Annotated in this window: 23 protein-coding genes; 11 read left to right on the top strand and 12 right to left on the bottom strand. The window is 72.4% G+C overall.

All coding sequences use genetic code 11. From position 1 onward, the window contains the following. Positions 1–23 precede the first annotated feature (23 nt). Entirely contained in the window at positions 24–1,661 is a 1,638-nt protein-coding gene (locus ACSSS0_RS11820; protein WP_487228113.1) for an ABC-F family ATP-binding cassette domain-containing protein, read from the top strand. A 135-nt stretch (positions 1,662–1,796) separates the two neighbouring features. Here the strand turns inward: ACSSS0_RS11820 and ACSSS0_RS11825 are convergent, their stop codons facing one another. Both ACSSS0_RS11825 and fdhD read right to left on the bottom strand, forming a co-directional pair. Next, on the bottom strand, positions 1,797–2,135 hold the full coding sequence (locus ACSSS0_RS11825) for a YciI family protein (RefSeq protein ID WP_487228114.1): 339 nt from the start codon (positions 2,133–2,135) through the stop codon (positions 1,797–1,799). 26 nt (positions 2,136–2,161) lie between these two features. Continuing rightward, positions 2,162–3,010 (bottom strand): formate dehydrogenase accessory sulfurtransferase FdhD, encoded by an 849-nt coding sequence (gene fdhD / locus ACSSS0_RS11830; RefSeq protein WP_487228115.1) that lies wholly within the window; start codon positions 3,008–3,010, stop codon positions 2,162–2,164. A 38-nt stretch (positions 3,011–3,048) separates the two neighbouring features. Between fdhD and mobA the strand changes: the two genes are divergently transcribed. Together mobA and ACSSS0_RS11840 are read left to right on the top strand one after the other, a co-directional pair. Next, positions 3,049–3,669, top strand: coding sequence for a molybdenum cofactor guanylyltransferase (mobA, locus tag ACSSS0_RS11835; protein WP_487228116.1), 621 nt, complete (start codon positions 3,049–3,051; stop codon positions 3,667–3,669). Between the two features lie 235 nt (positions 3,670–3,904). Continuing rightward, complete coding sequence (locus tag ACSSS0_RS11840; RefSeq protein ID WP_487228117.1) at positions 3,905–5,962, top strand: M4 family metallopeptidase; 2,058 nt, start codon at positions 3,905–3,907, stop codon at positions 5,960–5,962. 191 nt (positions 5,963–6,153) lie between these two features. On the opposite strand, the gene ACSSS0_RS11845 is transcribed toward ACSSS0_RS11840, so the two are convergent. Next, positions 6,154–6,774 (bottom strand): hypothetical protein, encoded by a 621-nt coding sequence (locus ACSSS0_RS11845; RefSeq protein WP_487228118.1) that lies wholly within the window; start codon positions 6,772–6,774, stop codon positions 6,154–6,156. 235 nt (positions 6,775–7,009) lie between these two features. Between ACSSS0_RS11845 and ACSSS0_RS11850 the strand changes: the two genes are divergently transcribed. After that, the gene (locus tag ACSSS0_RS11850; protein ID WP_435987739.1) at positions 7,010–8,968 is read left to right on the top strand and encodes an N-acetylmuramoyl-L-alanine amidase; all 1,959 of its coding nucleotides are present in this window, start codon (positions 7,010–7,012) and stop codon (positions 8,966–8,968) included. Positions 8,969–9,070: 102 nt separating this feature from the next. Here the strand turns inward: ACSSS0_RS11850 and ACSSS0_RS11855 are convergent, their stop codons facing one another. From ACSSS0_RS11855 to ACSSS0_RS11865, 3 genes are all read right to left on the bottom strand, one after another. Then, positions 9,071–10,996, bottom strand: a complete 1,926-nt coding sequence (locus ACSSS0_RS11855) for a penicillin-binding transpeptidase domain-containing protein (RefSeq protein ID WP_487228119.1) — start codon at positions 10,994–10,996, stop codon at positions 9,071–9,073. Positions 10,997–11,031: 35 nt separating this feature from the next. Beyond that, the gene (locus ACSSS0_RS11860; protein ID WP_487228120.1) at positions 11,032–12,069 is read right to left on the bottom strand and encodes a hypothetical protein; all 1,038 of its coding nucleotides are present in this window, start codon (positions 12,067–12,069) and stop codon (positions 11,032–11,034) included. Positions 12,070–12,162: 93 nt separating this feature from the next. After that, positions 12,163–12,795 (bottom strand): N-acetyltransferase, encoded by a 633-nt coding sequence (locus ACSSS0_RS11865; protein WP_435987736.1) that lies wholly within the window; start codon positions 12,793–12,795, stop codon positions 12,163–12,165. A 113-nt stretch (positions 12,796–12,908) separates the two neighbouring features. Here ACSSS0_RS11865 and ACSSS0_RS11870 point away from each other — a divergent pair, with 113 nt between their 5' ends. The 3 genes from ACSSS0_RS11870 (at position 12,909) to ACSSS0_RS11880 (ending at position 15,813) form a co-directional block, all read left to right on the top strand. After that, positions 12,909–14,021 carry an App1 family protein phosphatidate phosphatase gene (locus ACSSS0_RS11870; protein WP_435987735.1) on the top strand — a complete coding sequence of 371 codons (1,113 nt, stop codon included), beginning with the start codon at positions 12,909–12,911 and terminating at the stop codon, positions 14,019–14,021. Positions 14,022–14,033: 12 nt separating this feature from the next. Then, positions 14,034–14,894 carry an Fpg/Nei family DNA glycosylase gene (locus tag ACSSS0_RS11875; RefSeq protein ID WP_435987734.1) on the top strand — a complete coding sequence of 287 codons (861 nt, stop codon included), beginning with the start codon at positions 14,034–14,036 and terminating at the stop codon, positions 14,892–14,894. A gap of 118 nt (positions 14,895–15,012) precedes the next feature. Next, positions 15,013–15,813 (top strand): hypothetical protein, encoded by an 801-nt coding sequence (locus ACSSS0_RS11880; protein ID WP_487228121.1) that lies wholly within the window; start codon positions 15,013–15,015, stop codon positions 15,811–15,813. A 25-nt stretch (positions 15,814–15,838) separates the two neighbouring features. On the opposite strand, the gene ACSSS0_RS11885 is transcribed toward ACSSS0_RS11880, so the two are convergent. After that, positions 15,839–16,483, bottom strand: a complete 645-nt coding sequence (locus ACSSS0_RS11885; RefSeq protein WP_487228122.1) for a GntR family transcriptional regulator — start codon at positions 16,481–16,483, stop codon at positions 15,839–15,841. A gap of 80 nt (positions 16,484–16,563) precedes the next feature. Here ACSSS0_RS11885 and ACSSS0_RS11890 point away from each other — a divergent pair, with 80 nt between their 5' ends. After that, complete coding sequence (locus ACSSS0_RS11890) at positions 16,564–17,892, top strand: amidohydrolase family protein (RefSeq protein WP_487228123.1); 1,329 nt, start codon at positions 16,564–16,566, stop codon at positions 17,890–17,892. Positions 17,893–17,896: 4 nt separating this feature from the next. Here the strand turns inward: ACSSS0_RS11890 and ACSSS0_RS11895 are convergent, their stop codons facing one another. The 4 genes from ACSSS0_RS11895 to ACSSS0_RS11910 form a co-directional block, all read right to left on the bottom strand. Then, positions 17,897–18,394: a CD225/dispanin family protein gene (locus ACSSS0_RS11895; protein ID WP_487228124.1), complete on the bottom strand. Its 498-nt coding sequence runs from the start codon at positions 18,392–18,394 to the stop codon at positions 17,897–17,899. A gap of 109 nt (positions 18,395–18,503) precedes the next feature. Next, positions 18,504–18,824: a rhodanese-like domain-containing protein gene (locus ACSSS0_RS11900; RefSeq protein WP_487228125.1), complete on the bottom strand. Its 321-nt coding sequence runs from the start codon at positions 18,822–18,824 to the stop codon at positions 18,504–18,506. Positions 18,825–18,939: 115 nt separating this feature from the next. Beyond that, entirely contained in the window at positions 18,940–19,899 is a 960-nt protein-coding gene (locus tag ACSSS0_RS11905) for a DUF1648 domain-containing protein (protein WP_487228126.1), read from the bottom strand. Then, positions 19,896–20,252, bottom strand: coding sequence for a GntR family transcriptional regulator (locus ACSSS0_RS11910; protein ID WP_487228127.1), 357 nt, complete (start codon positions 20,250–20,252; stop codon positions 19,896–19,898). Before ACSSS0_RS11910 ends, ACSSS0_RS11905 begins: the two co-directional genes overlap by 4 nt. A 54-nt stretch (positions 20,253–20,306) precedes the next feature. Between ACSSS0_RS11910 and pdxY the strand changes: the two genes are divergently transcribed. Then, positions 20,307–21,155 carry a pyridoxal kinase PdxY gene (pdxY, locus tag ACSSS0_RS11915; protein ID WP_487228128.1) on the top strand — a complete coding sequence of 283 codons (849 nt, stop codon included), beginning with the start codon at positions 20,307–20,309 and terminating at the stop codon, positions 21,153–21,155. A 158-nt stretch (positions 21,156–21,313) separates the two neighbouring features. Here pdxY and ACSSS0_RS11920 read toward each other — a convergent pair whose 3' ends face one another. Next, complete coding sequence (locus ACSSS0_RS11920; protein WP_487228129.1) at positions 21,314–21,805, bottom strand: CHRD domain-containing protein; 492 nt, start codon at positions 21,803–21,805, stop codon at positions 21,314–21,316. Positions 21,806–22,009: 204 nt separating this feature from the next. Between ACSSS0_RS11920 and ACSSS0_RS11925 the strand changes: the two genes are divergently transcribed. Beyond that, positions 22,010–23,278, top strand: coding sequence for an ATP-binding protein (locus ACSSS0_RS11925; RefSeq protein WP_487228130.1), 1,269 nt, complete (start codon positions 22,010–22,012; stop codon positions 23,276–23,278). 121 nt (positions 23,279–23,399) lie between these two features. Further along, on the top strand, positions 23,400–24,356 hold the full coding sequence (locus ACSSS0_RS11930; protein ID WP_487228131.1) for an IS481 family transposase: 957 nt from the start codon (positions 23,400–23,402) through the stop codon (positions 24,354–24,356). The last annotated feature ends 9 nt before the right edge of the window (positions 24,357–24,365 follow it).

Consider the following 24,365-nt stretch of genomic DNA (forward strand, 5'->3'; position numbering starts at 1 on the left):
CGGGCGCCCCTAGGCTGGTGAGCGTGAGCGCGACCCTGGTGGCCAAGGACCTCGCCGGTGGCCACGCCCACCGGACCCTCTTCGAGCACCTCGACCTCACGGTCGCCCCGGGCGACGTCGTCGGGGTCGTCGGCGCCAACGGGGCGGGCAAGTCGACGCTGCTGCGTCTGCTCGCCGGCGAGTCCGAGCCGCTCGGCGGCACCGTGACGACCGCGCCGTCCGACGCCTTCGTCGGCTGGCTGCCGCAGGAGCACGAGCGCGTGCCCGGCGAGACCGTCGCCGACCACATCGGCCGCCGCACCGGCGCGACCGCCGCGACCCTCGCCATGGAGGAGGCCGCCGCCGCCCTCGGCGGGGACGACCCGACGGCCTACGAGACGTATGCCGTCGCGCTCGACCACTGGCTCGTCAGCGGTGCGCCCGACCTCGACGACCGCATCCCGCCGATGCTCGCCGAGCTCGGCCTCGACGTCGGGCCGGACGCCCTCATGACCTCGCTGTCCGGTGGCCAGGCCGCACGCGCGGCGCTCGCCGCGCTGCTGCTGAGCCGCTTCGACCTCGTGCTCCTCGACGAGCCGACCAACGACCTCGACCTCGCCGGCCTCGACCGGCTCGAGGCCTTCGTCCACGGCCAGCGCGGCGGCGTCGTGCTCGTCTCGCACGACCGCGAGTTCCTCGCCCGCTGCGTCACGCGCATCGTCGAGCTCGACCTCGCGCAGAACTCGGTCGCCGTCCACGACGGCGGCTACGAGTCCTACCTCGACGAGCGGGAGGTCGCCCGCCGGCACGCCCGCGAGGCGTACGAGGCGTATGCCGGCACGAAGGCCGACCTGGAGGCGCGGGCTCGCACGCAGCGGGAGTGGTCGTCCAAGGGCGTGCGCAACGCGATGAAAAAGAGCCCCGACAACGACAAGATCCGGCGCTCGGCCCAGCAGGACTCGGCCGAGAAGCAGGCGCGCAAGGTGCGCCAGATGGAGTCGCGGATCGCTCGGCTCGACGAGGTCGCCGAGCCGCGCAAGGAGTGGGTGCTCCAGTTCACCATCGCGGCGGCGCCCCGCTCGAGCTCGGTCGTGGCCACGCTCAACGAGGCCGTGGTGCGCCGGGGTGACTGGACCTTCGGTCCGGCGTCACTGCAGGTCGAGGCCCGTCGGCGCATCGGCATCACCGGGCCCAACGGAGCCGGCAAGACCACGCTGCTCTCGCTCCTGCTCGGTCGGCTCGCCCCGGACGAGGGTGGCGCCTCGCTCGGCGCGAGCGTCGCCGTCGGCGAGATCGACCAGGCCCGTACCGGCCTGCGCGACGACCTGCCGCTCGGGGACGCGTTCGGCGAGGCCGTGCCCGACCTCAACCCGGCCGACCGCCGCACGCTGCTCGCGAAGTTCGGGCTCAAGGCCGACCAGGTCGGCAGCGCCGTGGGGCGGCTGTCACCCGGCGAGCGCACCCGGGCCGCGATGGCGCTCCTGCAGGCGCGGGGCGTCAACCTCCTCGTGCTCGACGAGCCGACGAACCACCTCGACCTGCCCGCCATCGAGCAGCTCGAGGAGGCGCTCGACTCCTACGACGGGGCCCTGCTGCTCGTCTCGCACGACCGCCGGCTGCTCGAGAACGTCCGCCTCGACGAGCGCTGGCACGTCGAGGCCGGCCAGGTCACCCGCACCTGACGCCGCAACACACCGAGTAGGTCACAACACGCCGGGATCCGATCCCGGTGTGTTGTGACCTGCACGGTGTGTCTTGCCGAAGAGTGTCTTCCCGAAGAGGAGCCGAAGAGGAGCCGAAGAGGAGCGGCGGCGGCGTCAGCCGGGGGAGTTGGTCGGGTCGGCGACCCACGGGCCGAGCGGCGGGTCCCACTGGCGCACGACGCGGCGCAGGATGTGCCCCCCGACCCAGTAGGGGTCCTGGTCGAACGTCTCCGTGACCGCCTCGAGCGACTCGCCGGAGTAGACGATGAGCGCCGCGTTGACGGCCTCCTGCTCGGTCGGCTCGCCCTCGCTCACCTCGTCGATGCCGTCCTGGTACATCCCGGCGACGAGCAGGCCCGACAGCCCGGTCAGCCACTCGCGGTGCTCGGGACGGATCGTCAGCATCTCGGTCGCGTCGTCGGGGTAGGTGTAGTGGATCGCGAAGATCGCCACGGGTGGGCCTCCAGTCGCTCGGGTGGTCAGGTGGTCGTGATCCGGTGCGCGCCGGCATACACGTTGAGGCGGGTGCCGCGCACGAAGCCGAGCAGGCTCATCCCGGCGTCCTCGGCGCACTCCACGGCCAGCGACGACGGCGCCGACACCGCTGCGAGGCAGGGGATCCCGGCCATGATCGCCTTCTGCGTCAGCTCGAACGACGCGCGCCCGGAGACGACGAGCACGCACCCGACGCCCGGCACGCGTCCGCTCTGGAGGGCCCACCCGACGACCTTGTCGACGGCGTTGTGCCGGCCGACGTCCTCGCGCACGACGAGCAGCTCGCCGTCGGCGGTGAAGAGGCCGGCGGCGTGCAGCCCGCCCGTCTTGTCGAACGACCGCTGCTCGACGCGCAGCGCGTCGGGCAGCTCGGCGACGATCTTGGCCGCGAACTCCGTCGTGTCGGAGCGCACGTCGAAGGCCGACTGCGCCCGGAGCTGCTCGATGCTCGCCTTGCCGCAGACGCCGCATGACGAGTTCGTGAAGAAGGCACGCGTGGCCGACGCGGCCGGGGCAGCGACGCCGGGCGCCAGCGTCACGTCGATGACGTTGTAGGTGTTCTCGTCGAAGCCGCTCTCGCCGGAGACGACCGCGCCCTCGCAATAGCGCGCCAGCGCGATGTCGTCGGCCGACCGGATCAGCCCCTCGGACATGAGGAAGCCGTGGACGAGCTCGATGTCGTGACCCGGCGTGCGCATCGTCACCGTGAGCGGCGAGCCGTTGACCCGCAGCTCGAGCGGCTCCTCGACGGTGAGCGTGTCGGGCCGCGTGGTCGTCGACGGGGTCGCGAGGTCGATCGTCGTGACCTTGCGCCGTACCGTGACCCGTCCCATGGCCTCAGCCTGCCAGACGTCGTGCCAGACTCCGAGGGGTGCCGCCCCGCCCACCCGAAGCACCCCCGGTCGTCGTCGTCCTGACGGGCGGGGCCTCCCGGCGCATGGGCTCCCACAAGCCTGTCCTCGACGTGGGTGGTCGCCCCCTCGTCGCGCGCGTGCTCGACGCGGCCGGCGACCGTCCGGCGCTCGTCGTCGGTCCCGGCCAGGGCGTCCCCGAGGGCGTACGCGTCGTGTGGGAGCGCGTCCCGGGCGGCGGTCCCGTCTCGGCCGTGTCCACCGCCGTCGCGGCCCTCGTCACCGACGCCGCCGGCGACACCCCGCTGCCGTATGCCGTCGTGCTGCTCGGCGCGGACCTGCCCTTCGTCACCCCCGCCCACGTCGACCGGCTCCTCGACGCGCTCGGGTCGGCCGACCTCGCCGTGACGGTCGACCGCGAGGGACGCACCAACTGGCTCTGCTCGGCCTGGCGCCTGCCCGCCCTTCAGGGGCGTCTCGAGGAGCTCGGGGACCCCTACGGCAGGAGCGTGCGCGACCTTGCCCACGGCATACGCACGCAGTCGGTGGACGACCCCGGCGAGGTGGCCCTGGACGTCGACACACCGGCCGACCTCGCGCGTGCGCGCGACCGCGCGGAGCACCGTCCGGGCGTCGACTGACTGCCTCGGCGGGCGACTCTGGGAGATCGCCCAAGTCGCGCCCTGCAGCGAATCCTCTTGCAGCCATGGGCTACTCAGGACTTGGAACGCATTTGGCAAAGACTTGGTAAGCCCCGTTGACCCGTGTTCTGGGCTGCTGCGAACGTCACGCTCGTTCCGGCCCGATCTCAAGTCGTGAGATGAGCGGAACTCCCTCCAGGCGGCCTTCGAGCCGCATCTCGACAAGGAGCAACCAGTGAATCGACTGAAGTCTGGGCTGGCGACCGGAGGGCTGCTCGCCCTCGCCCTCGCCATCTCGCCGGCGATCCCGGCGGGCGCAGCGGCCGGTGCGGGACGCGACAAGGCGCCCGCCCCCGAGTCGCAGAGCCTCAAGGCGACCGAGCAGTCCCGAGCCGCATCGTCCGCGAGCGCCCTCGGCCTCGCCTCGGGCGAGAAGCTCACCGTCAAGTCCGTCATCCAGGACGCCAACGGCGCGACGCACGTCCGCTACGAGCGCACCCTCGACGGCCTGCGCGTCATCGGCGGCGACTTCGTCAGCCACAAGGACTCCTCGGGTGCCGTCAAGAGCGTCACGTGGAACTACCGCAAGAACGTCACCCCCGCGACGATGACCCCGAGCGTCTCCAAGAGCGAGGCGCACCAGGCCGGTCTCGCCGCGTCGAAGGCCGACAAGGAGACCGCCACCCTCGGTGAGCTCGTCATCTTCCAGTCGGCCACCGGCCCCAAGCTCGCCTACGAGGTCATCACCGAGGGCATCAAGGCCGACCAGACCCCGACCCGCCTGCACACGATCGTCGACGCCACCACGGGCAAGACCCTGACGAGCTGGGACGACATCAAGCACGGCACGGGCAACGGCATCTTCGTCGGCTCCGTCACGCTCGGCACGACCGCCGGCACGAGCTACACGATGAAGGACTCGCACGGCAACTACACGACCGACCTCAACCAGGCGACGTCCGGCACCGGCACGACGTTCACCGACGCCGACGACGTCTGGGGCAACGGCCTCCAGAGCAACCGCCAGTCGGCCGCCGTCGACGCCCACTACGGCGCCGGCAAGACGTACGACTACTACAACACCCAGCTCGGCCGCGCCGGCATCTGGAACAACGGCACCGGCGCCCGCAGCCGCGTCCACTACGGCCAGAACTACGTCAACGCCTTCTGGGACGGCACGCAGATGACGTACGGCGACGGCGCGGGCAACGCCGCCCCGCTCGTCGAGCTCGACGTCGCCGGCCACGAGATGAGCCACGGCGTCACCGAGAACACCGCCGGCCTCAACTACTCCGGCGACGCGGGTGGCCTCAACGAGGCGACGTCCGACATCTTCGGCACGGGCGTCGAGTGGTACTCGAACAACCCGAGCGACACCCCCGACTACCTCATCGGCGAAGAGATCAACATCAACGGCAACGGCACGCCGCTGCGCTACATGGACAAGCCGAGCAAGGACGGCGCCTCGAAGGACTGCTGGAGCAGCTCCCTCGGTGGCCTCGACCCGCACTACTCGTCCGGCCCGCTGAACCACTGGTACTACCTGGCCTCCGAGGGCTCGGGCGCCAAGACGATCAACGGCACGTCCTACAACAGCCCGACGTGCAACGCCTCGACCGTGACCGGCATCGGCCACCTCAAGGTCGAGAAGATCTGGTACCGCACGCTGTCGACGTACCTCACCTCGAGCAGCAACTACGCCGCGGCCCGCACCGGCGTCATCAAGGCGGCCAAGGACCTCTACGGCGCCGGCTCGGCCGAGTGCACCGCGGTCGACAAGGCCATGGCCGCCATCTCCGCCCCGGCCAGCACCGAGACGTGCGGCGGCACGACGCCCCCGCCCACCGGCGCTGCGCTGACCAACGGCGGCTTCGAGTCCGGCCAGACCGGCTGGACCGGCACCTCCGGCCCGATCACGAACAACACGGGTCGCCCCGCGCGCACCGGTTCGTGGAAGCTGTGGCTCGGCGGCAACGGCACGACGGCCTCCGAGAACGAGTCGCAGACCTTCTCCGTCCCGTCCACGGCCACCTCGCCGACGCTGACGTACTACATCCGCATCGACACGGCCGAGACGACGACCTCGACGGCATACGACAAGGCCACGGTCCAGCTCAACGGCGTCACCAAGGCCAGCTTCTCCAACCTGTCCACGCCGAAGGCGTCCTACGTCGCCAAGACGCTCGACCTCACGGCCTACAAGGGCACGAACGTCACGCTGAAGTTCGCCTCCACCGAGGACTCCTCGCTCCAGACGAGCTTCGTCATCGACGACGTGTCGACGAACTTCTGACGGACACAGCACGTCGGGCCGCGTGAGCTGCCCTGAAGGACACGCACCACCAGAGGTCGGTATGCCGCCGGGTCAGCCCCGGGGCATACCGACCTCGTGCGTGTGGCGGGGGACGCGTGCCGCGCGGCGCGACTGCCGCGCGGCCGAACGCCGGGCGGGCGCTCAGGAGCGGGCTCTCAGGGAGCGGTCGCTCAGGGAGCCGGCGCGGCGGGGGGAGCGACGGGTGTCGACGGCGTCGTGCAGCGGGTCGTCGCCGGCACCGAGAGCGTGACGTCGCTGACGAGGACCCCGACGAGGCCCGAGATCTCGCCGAGCGACGGGTCGCTGAGGTCGATCGCGCGGGCCTGGTGGTCGGTGACGGAGATCGTGATCGGGTCGCTCTCGGGGACGGCGTCGGGGTCGCTCCCGAGGGAGCCGTCGGTCGACGGCGCGGTCGTCGAGGGGCCGAGGCGGAGCGTCGCGAGGAGCGTGACGAGCTGGCGCTGCTGCGGGGCGCTGAGGGTGCACACGCGGCCGTGGACCGAGCGCGTCTCGACGCGGACCCGGCCGTTGGCCTCGAGCACGACCTGGTCGTCGAAGCCGGCGATGCCGCCGGTGCGACGCAACGTCAACGGGAAGGCGGGCCCGTAGGACGACCCGAGCGCGTCGTCGCCGGCGGCCCCGAAGCGCAGGGCCGACGTCGTCGACGACGTGGCCGTCGGGGCCGCCGGGGTCACCCCGCCGGTCGACCCGTCGTCGGGCGTGGCCGACCCGCAGCCCCCGACGAAGAGTGCTGCGACGGCCATCCCCACGCACAGGCCTGCGCGCCCCATGCAGACCATGGTGGCCCCTCGCGGCAGGCGATGCACGCCTGACGCGGTGGATTCGGGACAACGCTTGGATGACGGTTTCAAGTGGCGGGCCTCGGGGTGCGCAGGAATGCTCGGTGTCAGAGGTGTGTGTCGGGCTCGGGGCCGGACGCACCCATCCGCACGGATGCGGGCGCCGACGGACCCACGTCGGCGGTCAGCAACCTGCGGTCACCAGGGACATGAAAGGGACGATCGAGTGATACCCAACTCCACACCACACCGGACTCCGGGAGCCCGACGGGCGCGGCGGTCCGTCGCCGCGCTGGGGGCTGTCGCGGCCGTCGCCGCCGGCCTGGCGCTGACGAGCCCGGCCGCGCAGGCCGCGGACCCGTCGGCCTCGGCCTCGGGCAGCGACCCGGCGAGCCGAGAGCGCGCCTTCGAGGCGGCATCGACCGAGTACGGCGTGCCCCGCTCCGTGCTCGAGGCCGTGTCCTACGCGCAGACGCGCTGGGACTTCAACCCGGGCCACAGCACGTCGGGCGGCTACGGGCCGATGCACCTCGTCGACGCGGGCCTCGGCACGCGGGCCGAGGCGAAGGGCCTCGGGGACGCGCCGGCGCCGGAGGCCGCTCCCGTGGCCGACACGCTCGGCCGGGCGGCCGAGCTGACCGGGCTCCCCGAGGACGCGCTGCGCACCGACGAGCTCGCCAACATCCGGGGCGGGGCGGCCCTGCTGGCCGCGACGCAGAAGCGGCTGGGCCTGCCCACGGGCGAGGCCACCGACGCCGGCCAGTGGTACGCCGCCGTGGCCGACGCCTCCGGCTCCGTGCAGGAGGACGTCGCCGAGGCCTTCGCCGACGACACGTACTCCGTCATCGCGTCCGGTGCCTCGCGCCGCACCGTCGACGGCAAGGAGGTCTCCCTGCTGCCCTCGGCCGTCACGGCCGACACCGCTCAGGTCGACCGTCTCGGGCTGCTCAAGAAGCCCAACGGCGGCCCCGTCGACTGCCCGCCCGGGCTCGACTGCGAGTGGATCCCCGCGCCCTACGAGGAGTTCGGCGACGGCGACTACGGCAACCACGACCTCGCCCAGCGCCCGCGCGCGCCGAAGATCACCAACATCGTCATCCACGACACCGAGGCGAGCTACGCCACGACGCTCAAGCTCGTCAGCGACCCGACCTACGTGTCGTGGCAGTACAGCCTGCGCAGCTCCGACGGCCACATCGCCCAGCACCTCGAGCCGCAGGACGTCGGCTGGCACGCGGGCAACTGGTACGTCAACAGCCACTCGATCGGCCTCGAGCACGAGGGCTTCGCGCCGGTCGGCGCCGAGTGGTTCAGCGAGCCGATGTACCGCTCGTCGGCCCGTCTCGTGCGCTACCTCGCGACGAAGTACGACATCCCGCTCGACATGCAGCACATCTTCGGCCACGACCAGATCCCCGGCGTCACGCCGGCCAACGTCGCCGGCATGCACTGGGACCCGGGCCCCTACTGGAACTGGGAGCACTACTTCCAGCTGCTCGGGGCGCCGCTCTCGGCGCACCAGTCCGGTGACGCCAAGGACCTCGTCCGCATCCTCCCCGGCTTCGAGGACAACATCCAGCCGGTGACCTCGTGCACGACCGCGGGCGTGGCCTGCCGACCGCAGGGCACGAACTTCGTCTACCTGCACACCGAGCCGTCGGCGAGCGCACCGCTCGTCAACGACATCGGCCGCAAGCCGAACGGCACGCCGTCGACGACGAGCGTGTCCGACATCGGGGCTCGCGCCCAGACCGGCCTGACCTTCGCCGTGGCCGAGCGCCGCGGTGACTGGACGGCAATCTGGTTCAACGGGGTCAAGGGCTGGTTCCTCAACCCGGCGAGCGACCCGACGGCGGTCCCGGTCAAGGGCTCCTACGTCGTGCCCAAGGCGGGCCTGGCCAAGGCGCCCGTCTACGGCCGCGCCTACCCCGAGGCGTCCGCGTACCCCGCGGGCATCCCGGTCCAGGCGCTCGCCCCGCTGCAGTACACCTTCGCGGCGGGCCAGCGGTATGCCGTCGGCGACCTCACGGTCCCGACGAACTACTACCGCGCGTCGACGTTCTCGCTCGACACCCCGAACGACCACGTCGACGTCGTCGGGCAGGACCGCTACTACCAGATCTCGCTCGGCCACCGCTTCGCCTACGTCCGCGCCGCGGACGTCGACGTCGTGACGGCCCGCTAGCACGCGGGGGACCCCCCACCCCAACCGTCGAAGGGCCACAAACCGGGCAGGTTTGTGGCCCTTCGACCGCGTTCGGGCCCGGTTTGTGGCCCTTCGACGGTGTCAGCGGAGGTCGTAGGCCTTGAGGAAGCTGACGATGAAGGGCGCGGCGCCGGTCACGCCGTTGTCGCCGACCTCGTTGTAGGCCGCGATCGCGATGTCCCCGCGGCCGGCGACCATCCAGACGTGGGTGTCGGGCGGGCTCTTCGTGCCGAACTCCGCGGTGCCGGTCTTGGCGTACTCCACGCCGAGCGGCTTGAGGACCGTGCCGGACCCCTCGGCGACGACGTCGCGCATCTCCTGCCTCAGCACGCCCGCCTCGGTGGGGTCGAGGGGCGTCGCGGGCTTCGGCAGCGCCGGGGCGCCGGCCACGAGCTGGGGGCGCACCGTCTGGCCCTTCATGACCGACGCGACGACGAGCGCCATCGTCAGCGGCGAGGCCTCGACGCGCCCCTGGCCGATGAACGACGCCGCGTGCTCGACGACGTCGTCGGTCGTCGGCACCGAGCCGAGGAAGCCGGTGAAGGGCAGGTCGAGCTTCTCGCCCATGCCGAGCGACTGCGCGGCCGACACGAGGTCGTCCTGGCTCACCTTCTTGTACTGGCTGATGAAGGCGGTGTTGCACGAGTAGGCGAGGGCGGTCCGCATCGGGATGTCGCCCAGCTTGTCCTCGGGGTAGGTCGTGTAGTTGCTGAACCGGCGACCGTTGACGGTGAGCGTCTCGGTGCACGGCAGCTTCGTCTCGGCCGTGGCGCCCTTGCGCACGTTGGCCAGCGAGCTGATGATCTTGAACGTCGAGCCCGGCGCCTCCTTGCCGGCGAGGGCGAGCGTCGTGCCGGCAGCGGCGGGCCCGACGGCGGCGGCGAGCACCTCACCGGTCGACACGCGGACGGCGACGAGCGCGGTCGGGTGCTTCGTCTGCTTGGCGAGCGCGGCCTCGGCCGCGGACTGCGCCTTGGGGTCGAGGGTGATCGTCAGCGGCTCACCCTCGGTCGACTGCTCGGCGAAGAGCTCACGCTTGTCGAGGGCGCTGCCGTCGGCGCCGCGCTTGACGGCGTGCACGGCGAGGCCAGGCGTGCCGCGCAGCCGGGCGTCGTAGCGGTACTGGAGGCCGTTCTTGCCGACGGTGTCGCCGGCCTCGAGGGTGTCCTTGGAGGCCTTGATCTGCTCGGCCGTGGCCTCGCCGACGGTGCCGAGGATCGGGGCGGCCCAGGTGCGGCTCGGCCCGAGCACCTGCAGGGCCGGGACGGTGAGCGCGCCCTTGACCTTCTCGATGGCGGCGCCGCGCTCCTCGATGATCGGGTCGGTGGCGCGCAGGGTGACGCCCTCGACGAAGGCCTTCGAGCCGGCGGCCTCGACCTTCGCCGCGAACCGGGCGGGGTCGATCTCGACGAGCGCGGCGAGCTTCTTCGCCGAGGCCGTGGCCTCGGCCCCCGACACCTTCGTCTTGTCGATGCCGACGGCGGCGACCTCGCGCTCGGTCATGATCTTGCCGCCGGAGGAGTCGACGATGTCGGCTCGCCGCGGCCACTTGCGCGCGAGGTCGAGGGTCTCGTCGGAGGTGAGCCGGGGCGCCACGACGCCCGGCGTCCACGACACCCGCCACTGGTCGTCGACGAGGGTCAGGTCGACCTGGGTCTCGTAGGTCCAGTCGGTGGGGGACGTCGAGACGTCCCAGCGGGTGAAGAGCGTGGCCGTGGCGTGGTCGGAGCCCTCGTTGTGGCTCATCTCGCTGAGGGACACCTGCGGGCGCAGCGTGCCGAGGTCCTTGTAGGCCGCCTTGACGAAGGTGGTCGCCTTCGCGGGGGTCGTGTTCTTGAACGTGACCGCACCGAGGTCACCCGTGGCCAGGCCGGTCGCGAGGGCGCGCGCGGTGTCGTCGGGCTTCGGCGGCGACTCGAAGAGCGAGCATCCTGCACCGAGCGTGCCGACGAGCACCCCCGAGAGCGAGACGGCGACGAGAGTCCTGGCGCGAGATCCCCTGAGCATGGCTCCACGGTACGTGCCGGGCCGCGGCCCCCGTGTCATGAGGTCGTGGCGCCCACGTGACGGTCCTGTGCAGGAGCGGTCGTATGCCGGGTGGTCGGGCCGGGTGCCGGGCGCGCGGTCCCAGGGCTCCTCGGTGTGCGGGGACGCCGCCACAGCACGAGCGACCCGAGCAGACCGACGGCGATGGCGACGAGGTGCACGCCCCAGTCCTGGTCGGCCGGTGAGAGGGCGGCGACGAAGACGTCGCGGCTCGCCTCGACGTGGTCGCGCAGCCCGTTGGGCAACCCCGAACGGGGCCGCAGGTAGGAGGCGAGGTAGGAGAAGGCGGTCTGGCCGGCGGCGCAGACGGAGAGGAGGACGAGCACCGCGAGCCACGCGACGAGGCGTCGCGCCGGTCGCAGCCCCAGGCCGGCCAGGGCGAGACCCGCGGCCACACCCACGACGACCGGGCTCCACTGCAGCAGGCCCAGCGAACGCTGGGGGCCGAGCAGCGCGACGAGGACGGCACTGACCCAGCTGCCGAGAGCCACGGCCAGCGGGGCGGCGGCCAGGGCGCGCAGCACCGGGCCGCCCAGGGCGACGGTCAGACCCAGCACGAGACCGAGGACGGTGCCCACGACCGCCACGGCGAGGACGCCGAGGATGACGCGGTCGTCGCGGTCGAAGTCGCCGCCGAGCTGGCGGGTGGCGCCGGCCGACTGGGCGATCGTGTAGGCGCTGGACGTCAGGGCGCCGAGGACGGCGAGCGCAGCCACCCGGAGACGTCGCCCGGCGCGAGGACGCACCCAGAGCGTCGCGAGGGCCGCGAGCGCGCCGCCGACGAGCGTGATCGTCAGGAGCAGCCCGAGCCGCGCCGTCGTGAAGGGGAGCAGGCTGATGTAGCCGTCGGTCGCCGAGCCCGTGGCGACGTCGAAGGGCCAGTTGCGCGGCGACCGTGCGCCGAGCCCGTCGATGGTCCAGGGCAGCGCGCCGCCGACCCACCAGGCCGCCGCCGCGAGCGGCAGGACCGGCCAGAGGTGGTCGCGGGCAGGCCGATGGTGCGCCCCACTGCCCACGCCAACGCCGGTGTCCACGCGCAGATCCGATCATGACTGACCGACATCCGCCAATCGTCGGCGTGCTCGCCGCGCCGACCCGCGTCCCGGGGTCGCGGCTGGGGGCCGGGCTCAGCGCTCGGGGCGCCAGAGCTGCACGGAGGCCACCGGCTCGAAGCCCGCCGCGAGGAACGCGCGCAGGGCACGGGCGTTGCCGGGCGCGCAGGCCGCGACGACGACGTCGCCCTCGTCGATGAGCGTCAGCGCGTCGCGCACGACGTCGGTCCCGACGTGGTCCTTGGACGGGTCGGTCTCGAGGCCCACCTCGGGCAGCCCGCCCAGCCCCGTCGAGAGGGTCACGAGCGTGTGGTCGTCCGGGGCGGCATACCCGAAGGTCGTGACGTCGCTGCGCACCGACGTCGCGTGCTCGGCGCGGGGGTGGTTGCGCAGGTCGCTGCGCGGCACGAGCACCGGCTCGCCGCCCGTGCCGCGCGCCACGAGGATGATGTCGAGGGCGTCGATCCAGCCGGTGCCGGCGAGGCGCGAGACGAGGCGCGGGTTGCTCGCCCCGCCGAAGCCGTCGGGGCTCAGCGAGTCCAGGGTGCCGTCGGAGACGTCGTCGTCGACGGCGAGGTACGCGTGGCCGGTGAAGGCGACGACGCCCTCCACGCCGGCCCGCCACGGCTCGACGCGCTGCCACGCGCCGTCCACGGCCGGGAAGTCGCCGCCTGCGGCCTTGCTGAGGACTTCGGCAATGGGGTGCACGCCGTCCATCAAACCCGCCGCGTCGACCCCGCGCCCGCCGGGGTCCACCTGTTGGCACCCGCCGGCAGCTCTCCCGGTGCTCCCCGGACGGCCCCGCCGGGTAGGTTGTGGCCATGTCCCGACCGCACGCGGCCGCCATCGTGGAGGACGCCGTCCACGAGCAGATCGAGCGCGTGCTCCGCAGCCGTGGCTGGGGCAACCGGGTCATCACCCACGTGGGCTACGGCTCGTCCTCCTTCGTCCGTGTCTATGCGCGGATCCTCCTCGGGCGCAAGGGCCGTGAGGACGTCGAGGGCCCCGAGGCCCGTCAGGACGCGACCGGCGCGCTGAGCCCGGCCCACTACGACCGGGGCTGGCGCGCCTTCATCACCTCACCGGCCACGGGGGTGCCGGTCAAGGTCACCGTGGGCGACCGCGAGGTCTACGGACGGTCGGACCGCGGCGGCCACGTCGACATCGTCGCCCGGGACCACGGGCTCGCCCCGGGCTGGCAGCAGGTCGTCGTCGAGGCGCAGGGCACCGACCCCGTCGCGGCCGACGTCTTCATCGTCGCCGACGGCGTGACGCACGGCATCGTGAGCGACATCGACGACACCGTCATCACGACGATGCTGCCCCGCCCGATGATCGCGGCGTTCAACACCTTCGTGCGCCGGGCCAAGGCGCGTCACGCGGTCGCGGGCATGGCGCCGATGTACCGCCGCATCCTCTCGGCCCACCCCGGCGCGCCCATCGTCTACGTCTCGACCGGCGCGTGGAACACCTCTGCCACGCTCAACCGCTTCCTCGTCGAGAACGGCTTCCCCCTCGGTCCGCTCATGCTCACCGACTGGGGTCCCACCAACACCGGCTGGTTCCGCAGCGGGCAGGCGCACAAGCGCACCTGCCTCGACCGGCTGGCCCGCGACTTCCCCGAGATCACGTGGCTGCTCGTCGGCGACGACGGCCAGCACGACCCGCAGATCTACGCCGACTTCGCCGAGGCGCGCCCCGACCGCGTCGACGCCATCTGCATCCGGCACCTGTCGCCGACCGAGCAGGTGCTGTCCAACCCGATGAAGATCGACTCACCCATCCGTCCCTGGGCGGCGCGATCGGTGCCGACCTTCTCGGCAGCCGACGGGCACGCGATGCTCCGGGTGCTCGAGGGCGCCGGCAAAGTCGGTGAGCCCGTGGCGACCGACGAGCAGCCCTCGCGTCCGGGCCGTTCCGTCGGGTCCGGGTGACAGACTGGGGCCATGCCTGAGCTGCCGGAGGTGCAGGCGCTCGTCGACTTCCTCGCCGAGCGGACGGACGGCCTTGCCATCACGAAGGTCGAGCTCGCGTCGTTCAGCGTGCTCAAGACGTTCAACCCGCCGCCCCAGGCGCTCGAGGGTGCGCCCATCGACGGCGTCCACCGCCACGGCAAGTTCCTCGACATCGACGCCGACGGCACGCACCTCGTCTTCCACCTCGCGCGCGCCGGCTGGCTGCGCTGGTCCGACCAGCTGCCGACGACCGTCGTGCGTCCCGGCAAGTCGCCGATCGCCTTGCGGGTGAGGCTGTCCGACGGCTCGGGCTTCGACCTGACCGAGGCCGGTACCAAGAAGTCCCTCGCCGCCTACATCGTCACGGACCCCGCAGAGGTGCCCGGCATCGCGCGCCTCGGGCCCGACCCGATGGCCGACGACTTCACGCTCGAGCGGTTCCGGTCGATGCTCGAGGGCCGTCGCACGCAGATCAAGGGCCTGCTGCGCGACCAGGAGTTCATCGCGGGCGTCGGCAACGCCTACTCCGACGAGATCCTCCACGTGGCCAAGATCAGCCCGTTCGCCATCGCCGGCACGCTCGCCCCCGAGGTGGTCGACCGGTTGTATGCCGCCCTGCGCGACACGCTGAAGGGCGCCGTCACGACGGCGTCGGGCAAGCCGGCCAAGGAGCTCAAGGACGCCAAGCGAGCGGGCATGCGGGTCCATGCGCGCACCGGTGAGACGTGCCCGGAGTGCGGCGACATCGTGCGCGAGGTGTCGTTCGCCGACACGTCCCTGCAGTACTGCGCCACCTGCCAGACCGGTGGCAAGCCGCTCGCCGACCGACGGATGTCCAAGCTGCTCAAGTGAGCGAGCCTGCTCGCCGCGCCGGTGGCGCAGCTCTGCGTCGTCAAGGTCAGCGAGCGCTACTTGGTCGTGTGACCGCTCCGCGACGCGGATTCGTCCGGAATGCAACGCTTCCGGTCTCGTGGTTGTCTTCATCGTCATGAAGCCGTTGACCCACCACGTCCCGCGCGGTCCCCTCCAGCCCGTCCGTCCCGGACGAGGACTCTTCGCCCTCGCCCTCGGAGCCGTGCTCGTCACGAGCGCGTGCGGGCAGGCGACGCCGTCACCCGGCGTCGCGACCCCGGCCGGCGGCGACGGAGGGTCGGCCACGGCGAGCTCGACGGGTGACGCCGGTGCGGGAGCCCAGACGGTGACGTCGGGCGGCGTGCGCCTCGAGGCGACGATGGCCCCGGGTGGCCCCGAGGCCGGAGCGACGGGGGCCGGCATCGCGGCGAGTCCCGGTCTCGTCGTCGACTACACGCTGACCAACACCGGCACGAAGCCCGTCCTCGCCTTCGACGTCGTCCCCGCCGACCTGGGCAGCGCGACGCTCCCCGCGGACGTCGACCTCAAGCACGCGTGGGTCTACGAGCAGTCCGGCGTCCTCCGCCTCAGCAAGCAGGGCTTCGCGCCGGGCCCGAACGTCCGCTTCGCCGCCGCCCCCGTCATGGGCGGCCACACGGTCGCGCCGGGCGCCAGCATCACCGGGAAGGCGTATGCCGTGTCGCCGCCGACGCTCGACGTGCCGGGTGAGTCCTTCGAGGCCCCGCGCACCCCGGTCGACCCGGGCGTCAAGCAGTGGCAGCTCTGCATCCAGGTCACCGACCGCGCCGCACAGGCCCGACCGTCCGCCGTCGGGGGTGGCGTCGTCGAGGCGGCGTCCACGGCTCCGCAGGGCGAGGAGCTCGTCTGCACCCCTCCGTCGACGATCCCGGTCGGCTGACGGGGCACGCCCGACGCCCGGCCCGTCAGGGTCCGTCGAGGCTCGTGACGGCGGCGCGGCTGCTCGCGAGGTGGTCACGGAAGACCGCTGCCGCACGGTCGGCGTCGCGGGAGCGGAGAGCCTCGACGATGGATCGGTGCTCGGCGACCATGGCGGCCGGCTCGGCGTGCTGGTTGAGCAGCCACGCCATCCGACCGGCGACCGGCTCGATGATCGAGCTGAGCACGCGGCTGCGGGCGAGGTCGACCAGCGCGTCGTGGAAGGCGGCGTTGGCGCCGACCGCCTCGGCGTGACGACCGGCTCGGGTGTGGGCGTCGGCCCGCGTCACGAGGTCGTCGAGGGTCGCGAGGCCCTCCTCGTCGAGCACGCCGACGAGCCGGTGCGACAGCACGGCCTCGAGGGACTCGCGCACCGCGAAGAGCATGGCGACGTCGTCGGGGTCGAGGCGGCGTACGACCATGCCCCGTGTGGCCCGCTCCTCGAGGAAGCCCTCCCGCTCGAGGGCGCGCAGCGCCTCCCGCACGGGCACCCGGGAGACGCCGAGCTGCTCGGCGACCTGGCGCTCGACGACGCGCGTGCCGGGGGCGAGGTCGCCGGACACGATGCGCCGGCGCAGCGCCTCGGTGACGGAGTCGCGGAGCGATCCCGCATGTTCCTCACGAGTAGGCATTGACCACCCCTCCTCACTTGGTATACCAAATTGGTATACCAAAAACGGCTCGGCCCGAGCCTAACCCCTGGAGGTCCCGCATGTGCCTGCACGACCACGACGCCACGCCGTCCCTGCCGCCCGCGGCCCTCTCGCGTCGCAACGTCATCGCCGGGGCCGCGGTCCTCGCGGGCGTCACGGCCGGCGGGATCGCCTCGGCCTCGTCGGCACAGGCCGCTGACACGGTGGCCCGCGGCCGGACCGGCTCCCTCCGGCCCACGACCGCGGCCCCGCTCGTCGTCGAGGGCGGCTCGGTCGTCGACCCCCTCACGGGCCACGTCGTCGAGGACGGCGTCGTCGTCATCCGCGACGGTCGGGTGCTCGCCGTCGGCTCGCGCGACGCGACGCGACGGGCCGTGGCCTCGGTCGGCTCCGCGGCGCGACGGGTGGACGCCTCGGGACGCTGGGTCGTGCCGGGTCTCATCGACGTGCACGTCCACGCCAACGCGCTCGCGGACGCCCGCGCCCTGCTGCAGGCCGGCGCCACGTCGGTGCGCAGCGGGTCCTCCTCCTTCTACCAGGACGTCGCGATGCGCTCCCTGCCCGACTGGGCGCCCGGACTGGCGCCGCGCATGCGGGCCGCCGGCATCTTCGTGTCGCCGCAGCTCGGCGACTCGCTGCTCGCCGACCCCGAGCTCGCCCCGCTCGCGGCCCTCCCCGGCGGCGTCACGTCGACCGCCGACATCGCCCACGTGACCCGGGTCAACGTCTCCCGCGGTGTCGACGTCGTCAAGACGAGGGCCAACCCACGGGCCGGGCTCGCCGAGCAGGACCCGCGCGAGCTCGTCTACGACCGTGAGCAGCTCACGGCCGTGGTCCGCGCCGCGAGCGGGCGCCCGGTGCTGTGTCACGCGTACAGCGCCGAGGGCATCGACGGTGCCGTCCGCGCCGGCGTCCGCAGCATCGAGCACGGCGTCTTCGTCGCCGACGCGACGATCTCGGAGATGGCCCGGCGCGACACCCACTTCACGCCGACCCTCGCCGCGATCAGCGGCATGATCGGCTCGAGCAACCCCGTCCTCGACGCCCGCGGTCGCGAGTACACCCCGATCCTCATGAAGGCCGTCCGCGAGGCCCACGAGCGTGGCGTCACGATCGTGGCCGGCACCGACTCCTTCGGCACCGACGTCGACCCCATCGGGTCCGAGGTGCGCCTGCTCGTCGAGGCCGGACTGACCCCGCTCGACGCGCTGCGAGCGGCGACGACGAGCGCGGCGCGGATGCTCGGCTGGTCGCGTCAGGCCGGCCGGCTCGTGCCGGGCGGCTTCGGCGACCTGCTCGTCGTCGACGGCAACCCGCTCGACGACGGCGGCGCGGTCGAGCGGGTCCGGGTCGTCGTGGCCCAGGGCGCGGTGGTGCGCCACCCCTGACGGGTCAGAGGTGGAGCGAGACGTGGCCGCCGTTGGCGATGCCGAGGCAGCTGAAGAGCATGAACGAGCCGGGCCAGGCCGCGGCGGCCACCAGGCACCACGTCTTGACCGACCGTGACGCGGCCCGGGCCCCGTCCCAGTCGCCGAGGGCCCACCTGGGGTTGACCTGGGTCGACTTGATGATCGCGACGATCCCGAAGGGCGTGAAGCAGAAGATCGTGCACAGGATCGCCCAGCCGAGCCGGGTCGGTGGTGGCGGTGCCTGGCCACTGCGGGGGCCGACCCACTCGGCGATGGGGGTGGCGGCATACGGCAGCGGGTCGACCCGGCCGGCGGGCGGCGGCAGCGGGACGGGCGGCGGGCTCAGCGGCGCCGTCGGTCCGGCTGCCGCCGCGGTCGGCGCGGTCGTTGCGGTCGGCGCTGGGGCGCTGGGCGGCGGCTCGAGGTCGGGCAGCCACTGGGACCAGGTGTCCTGCGTGGGATCGGGTCGGCGGTCGTCCATGGTCCGGGTGCTCCTGGCTCGGCGGGTCGGTCACTGGTGAGACCCGTCAGGAGCGACAGCGTTCCATGCGGAGCGAGGTTCCGGGCGCGAACCGGACGAATCGACCCGGTCAGATGATGGTGGGGTCGCCGTCCGCCGCGAGCTGCTTGCCGGCCCGCTCCCACTCGAGCATCCCGCCCTCGACGTTGGCGACGTCGTAGCCCTGGTGCAAGAGCCACTGGACCGCGCGGGCGGAGCGGCCGCCCATGCGGCAGACGACGGCGACGGTGTCGTCGGTCTCGGGCAGCTCGTCGATGCGCGCCGGCAGCTCACCGAGCGGGATGTGGATGGCGTTGGGGGCATGGCCGGCGGCCCACTCGTCGGCCTCGCGGACGTCGACGAGGACGGCGTCGTCGGGCAGCTCGGACACGGTCGTCGTGGGGATGCTCATGCCTTCATCGTGGCACGACGCCGCCGTCCGACGACCGTTGGTCCGCGCCCGCCGGCGACACGCGGTGGGACACGCCGGGGTGGGCGACGCACGGCCACCAACGGTCGTCCGTCGGTCAGGAGGCCCGGGCGACGAGGGTGTTGAGCACGGCCGCGGCCTCGTCGGCGTCATCGACGGTGACGACGACGTCCGGCTCGCCGATGCGGTGGACGACGAGGGCCTCGCCGGCACGGGTGACGTAGCCGCGGCGGCCGTCGACGCCGATGCGCCAGCCCCATCCGCCGAACTCGCGCAGCGGCGACACGGTGCCGGTCGTGGCCGAGGCGACCCGCTCGATCGGCACGCGGGACCACGACAGTCCGGCGCTCGAGACCCGGAGTCCGGAGGCGTCCACGCTCACGCGCGCGCAGATGGTGAGGGCGAGCAGGGCCCCGAGGGCGAGGGCCAGCAGCCACACCCACACGAACCCGGAGAGCGCCACCCAGACGAGCGGCAGGGCGACGACGACCGCCAGCGTCACCGTCGGGCCCACGCGCAGGCTCGCCCGTCCGGTCCACGCGAGCCGCGTCGTGGACGGGACGTCGAGGCGGCGCGCGTCGGCGGGTAGGGGCTCGCGTGCTCCGGCGACCTCGGGCGGCGTCGTGCGTCCCCAGCGCCAGATCCCGACGGCCACGAGGGCGGTCAGCAGGAGCGTCGGCACGACCCACTGCGGCGGGAACGCCTGGGGGACCTGTCCCGGCCGCTGCGCGACGAGGCCACCGAAGAGCACTCCACCGAGGAAGACCGCGAGGCCACCGGCCACGGCGGCGAGGGGACCCCGGGCGGAGCGGTGCATGACCGCGGTGAGACCGACGAGGGCGAGCGGCATCACCGTCGTGATGACGGCCGCGGTGACGACCGCGGTCGCGAAGGGCTGCCAGCGGTCCGGCTCACCGTGCAGGCCCCAGTGGACGGCCACGGGGTCCGGCACCAGGTCCCGGACGGCATACGCCAGGCCGGTGCCGGCCGCGGCCACGACGGGAGCCAGCACGGCGCTCGCGACGAGGGCATGGGTGGGGCGGCGGTCGGAGGTCATCGCTGGAACTCGCTCTCGATGAGTCGGGTGAGGTCGGTCGGGGTGGCGCCCACGAGTCGCGCCTCGGCGACGAGCGCGGCGGTGAGGGTGCGCAGCCGGGCGTCACCACCGGGGTCCGACGCGCTGACGACGGCCCCACGGCCCCGGCGCAGGTCGATGAGGCCCTCGTCGCGCAGGGACTGGTAGGCGCGGAGCACCGTGTGGAGGTTGACGTCGAGGACACCGGCGACCTCCCTCGCGGACGGCAGCCGGTCGCCCTTCGCGAGCCGTCCGGAGGCCATCTCGCGGCGCACGCAGGCAGCCACCTGCACGTGCAACGCGGTGCTCGACGTGGGGTCCACCTGCCACAACATAGTTCTATTATGACTATAACTACTCGGTAAAGCCAAGCGGATAGTGTGGGCGTCGTGAAGATCCTGTCGATCCAGTCCCACGTCGCCTACGGCCACGCCGGCAACTCGGCCGCGGTCTTCCCGCTCCAGCGGCTCGGGCACGAGGTCTATCCCGTGCTCACGGTGACCTTCTCCAACCACACGGGCTACGGCTCGACCCGTGGCCCGCTCATTGCTCCTTCCGATGTCGCGGCCGTCATCGACGGTGTCGAGGAGCGGGGCGCCTTCCCGGCGATCGACGCGGTGCTCTCCGGCTACCAGGGCGCCGAGGCCGTCGGCGAGGTCGTCCTCGACGCCGTCGCGCGGGTCAAGGCGGCCAACCCCTCGGCCGTCTACTGCTGCGACCCGGTCATGGGCGACATCGGTCGCGGCTTCTTCGTGCGCGAGGGCATCCCCGAGTACATGCGCGACCACGTCGTGCCGAAGGCCGACATCGTCACCCCCAACCAGTTCGAGCTCGAGTTCCTCGTCGGCCGCCCGGTGTCCACGCAGTCCGAGCTCGTCGCCGCGGCCCGCGAGCTCGTCGCGCAGGGTCCGACGGCGGTCCTCGTCACGAGCGCGCTGATCTCCGACACCCCCGAGGGCACGATCCAGATGGCGTGCGTCACCGCCGACGACGCCTGGGTCGTGACGACCCCGATGCTGCCGATGACGGTCCGCGGGGGCGGCGACGTGACCGCCGCGGTCTTCCTCGCGCACTACCTGACCGACGGTCCCGAGGTGGCCCTGAGCCGCACCGCGGCGACGATGTATGCCGTGCTGGAGCGCACGCACGCGAGCGGCTCGGACGAGATGCTGCTCGTGGCCGAGCAGGACGCGATCGCCCATCCTGACGAGATTTTTGAAATCTCTTCGATCGCTTGACCGTTTCGCCCCGAACCGCGTTATAGTCGCAACGCGCCGTTCCGCATGACCACCCCTGACCGTGCGGAGCGGCGCTTTTTCATGCCTCAATTCAGTGGAATCCGAATCAAATCACTTCGGTTTCCATCGAGTCGGTGCGCGAGCGACCGGCGTGCGGTTCAGTGCTGAGCGGCGAGCTGGCCGCGGATCGCGCCGCCCGGGAACTCTGCGTTGTGCACGTTGACGTAGTAGTCCTCCGGGTTGGCGAGGATGTCCGCAACGGTCTGGCCACTCACGAACTTGCCGGCCTCGCCCTCGGTCAGGCAGTCCGCGGCGTTTCCGTCGGCCGGGGCGGCCAGGTTGACGACGACGGGGCCGTTGGTGCCGGCCGCGCCCTTGTGGATGTGCGCCGCCTGGGCGGGGGCGATCTTGCCGACGGTGAGGACGTAGCAGAGCGTCGTCGGGTCCCCGTCGATGCCGTTGACGTAGACCTCACCGCGACCGTTGGGGTCCCCGGCGATCGCCTTGGAGGTGCCGACCTCGGCGCGACCGGTGAGGTCGGCCTCGAGCACGGTGTTCGTGTGACCCGCGAAGGCGGGGGCGAGGGGGACGAGCAGGACGACCGAGGCGCAGGCCGCGGCGACGGCGAGCGTGCGTTGCTTGGAGCGCATGGTGGTGCCTTTCGGTTGGCCCCCGAGGTGAGTTGCCCCTGACGTACCTCGTTCGTCACGGCTCCTCCTCCCGGATTGCGTCGCGCAGCCAGCACGCCAGCCAGCCCCGCCGGCCAGCTCGCCCGCTGGGGCTCGGGTGACGCGCCGATGGGGACCGATCGGGATGTCTCAGGTTTGCGGTAGAGATGCGTATAGCCTCCGATCGTGGACCCGATCACGAACCCGTACGCCCCGGGCGCGGGCCAGCGCCCGCCCGAGCTCGCCGGCCGTGACGAACAGCTGCGCACCTTCGACGTCGTGCTCGAGCGGATCGCCCGCGGACGCTCCGAGCGCTCGATCGTCCTGACCGGACTGCGCGGGGTCGGCAAGACCGTGCTGCTCAACGCCCTGCGCAGCTCGGCCGTGCGGGCCGACTGGGGCACCGGCAAGTTCGAGGCGCGCCCTGACCAGCGGCTGCGCCGTCCGTTGGCCGCGGCCGCCCACCAGGCCGTGCGCGAGCTGGGGCACCCGCGCGGCGAGGACGTCGACCACGTGCTCGGCATCATCAAGGCCTTCGCGCTGCGCGACGCTCCGACGGGAGCCAAGCTGCGCGACAGGTGGCAGCCCGGCATCGACGTCCCGGCCGTCACCGGGCGGGCCGACTCGGGTGACATCGAGATCGACCTCGTCGAGCTCTTCACCGACATCGGGGGACTGGCCGCCGACGTCGGCAAGGGCATCGCCTTCTTCATCGACGAGATGCAGGACCTCGACCCCGACGACGTGTCGGCCCTCTGCGCGGCCTGCCACGAGATCTCGCAGTCGGGCCTGCCGGTCATCGTCGTCGGCGCCGGCCTGCCGCACCTGCCGGCCGTGCTCTCGGCCTCGAAGTCGTACTCGGAGAGGCTCTTTCGCTACTCGCGCATCGACCGGCTGCCCCGCGACTCCGCCGATCGCGCGCTCGTCGGCCCGGCCACCGAGGAGGGCTGTGAGTTCACGCCCGAGGCCCTCGACGAGATGTATGCCGTCACGGCCGGCTACCCGTACTTCATCCAGGCCTACGGCAAGGTCGTGTGGGACGTCGCGCCCTCCTCGCCCGTCACGGCCCAGGACATCCGCGTCGCGGTGCCCGAGGCCGAGTCCGAGCTCGCCGTCGGCTTCTTCGGCTCACGCTTCGAGCGGGCGACGCCCGCCGAGCGCGAGTACCTCCGGGCGATGGCCGACGCGGCGCTCGTCAACCCGTTCGCGGGGGAGGGGGACCCGGAACGGGACGTGCCCGTGGACGGCGACGAGGCGGCATACGTCCGCGACGGGGTGACCGAGCGCGAGGCGGTGCCGACGTCCGCCGTGGCGGAGGTGCTGGGGCGCAAGCCGCAGTCGCTCTCGCCCGCCCGCGACGCCCTCATCAAGAAGGGCCTCATCTACTCCGGCGAGCGCGGCCTCATCGCCTTCACCGTGCCGCACTTCGGCCGCTACCTGCGCACGCAGTCCTGACCCCCGGGAAGCGCTAGGTGTACCCGGCCATGACGTTGGTAGCAGCGAGCCTGCTTGAACGAACGAGAACCTCCGAATGGGATGTGGCTTGTCTAAGGCCCACTCCAACCCGGAGGTTCTCGTGTCCCACGGTAGTGCCCGGCTGACCGTCCATGGTCGGCGCCTGATCGTCCAACGCCACCAGGCCGGCTGGCCCCAGGCCCACATCGCGGCCGCGATGGGCATCTCGCGCAAGTGTGTGAAGACGTGGATCGATCGGTACGCCGCTGAAGGCGAAGCCGGTCTGATCACGCGCTCGTCACGGCCTCACCACATGCCCACCAGGACCAGCGAGGAGCTCGAGCAGAAGGTCTTGGCTGCCCGCGCCACGCATCGGGACGGCCCGGACGTGATCGCCCCGAAGGTCGGGGTGCCGGCCCGGACGGTGTCAAGGATCCTGCGCCGACACCGGGTGCCCTACCTGCGCGACTGTGACCCGATCACGGGTGAGGTGATCCGGTCTTCGAAGCAGACCGCCGTGCGCTACGAACGCGAACGGCCCGGTGAGTTGGTGCACATGGACGTCAAGAAGATCGGCCGCATCCCTGACGGCGGTGGCTGGCGCGTGCACGGTCGCGGCATCGCCCGTGACCGGGTCAACGGCCCGGGCTACGACTACGTCCACTCGCTCGTCGATGACTATTCCCGCCTGGCATACAGCGAGGTCCTGCCCGACGAGAAGGGCGTGACCTGCGCGCAGTTCCTGCAACGCGCGATCGCTGCCTTCGCTGATCACGGCATCCCCCGGATCGAGCGGCTGATGACCGACAACGCGTGGGCCTACCGGTACTCGCTACGAGCCGTGTGTGCCGAGCACGGCATCACCCAGAAGTTCATCAAGCCGCATTGCCCGTGGCAGAACGGCAAGGTCGAAAGACTCAACCGCACCCTGGCCACCGAGTGGGCCTACCGCACGGCCTACGCCAGCAACGCCGAACGCGTCGCCGCTCTTGCGCCATGGCTCGAGCACTACAACACTGAACGCCGCCACAGCGCCCTACGAGGTCACCCTCCAGTCAGCCGACTGCAACCAACCTGATGGCCGGGT

The organism is Terrabacter sp. R4-6, assembly GCF_057529065.1.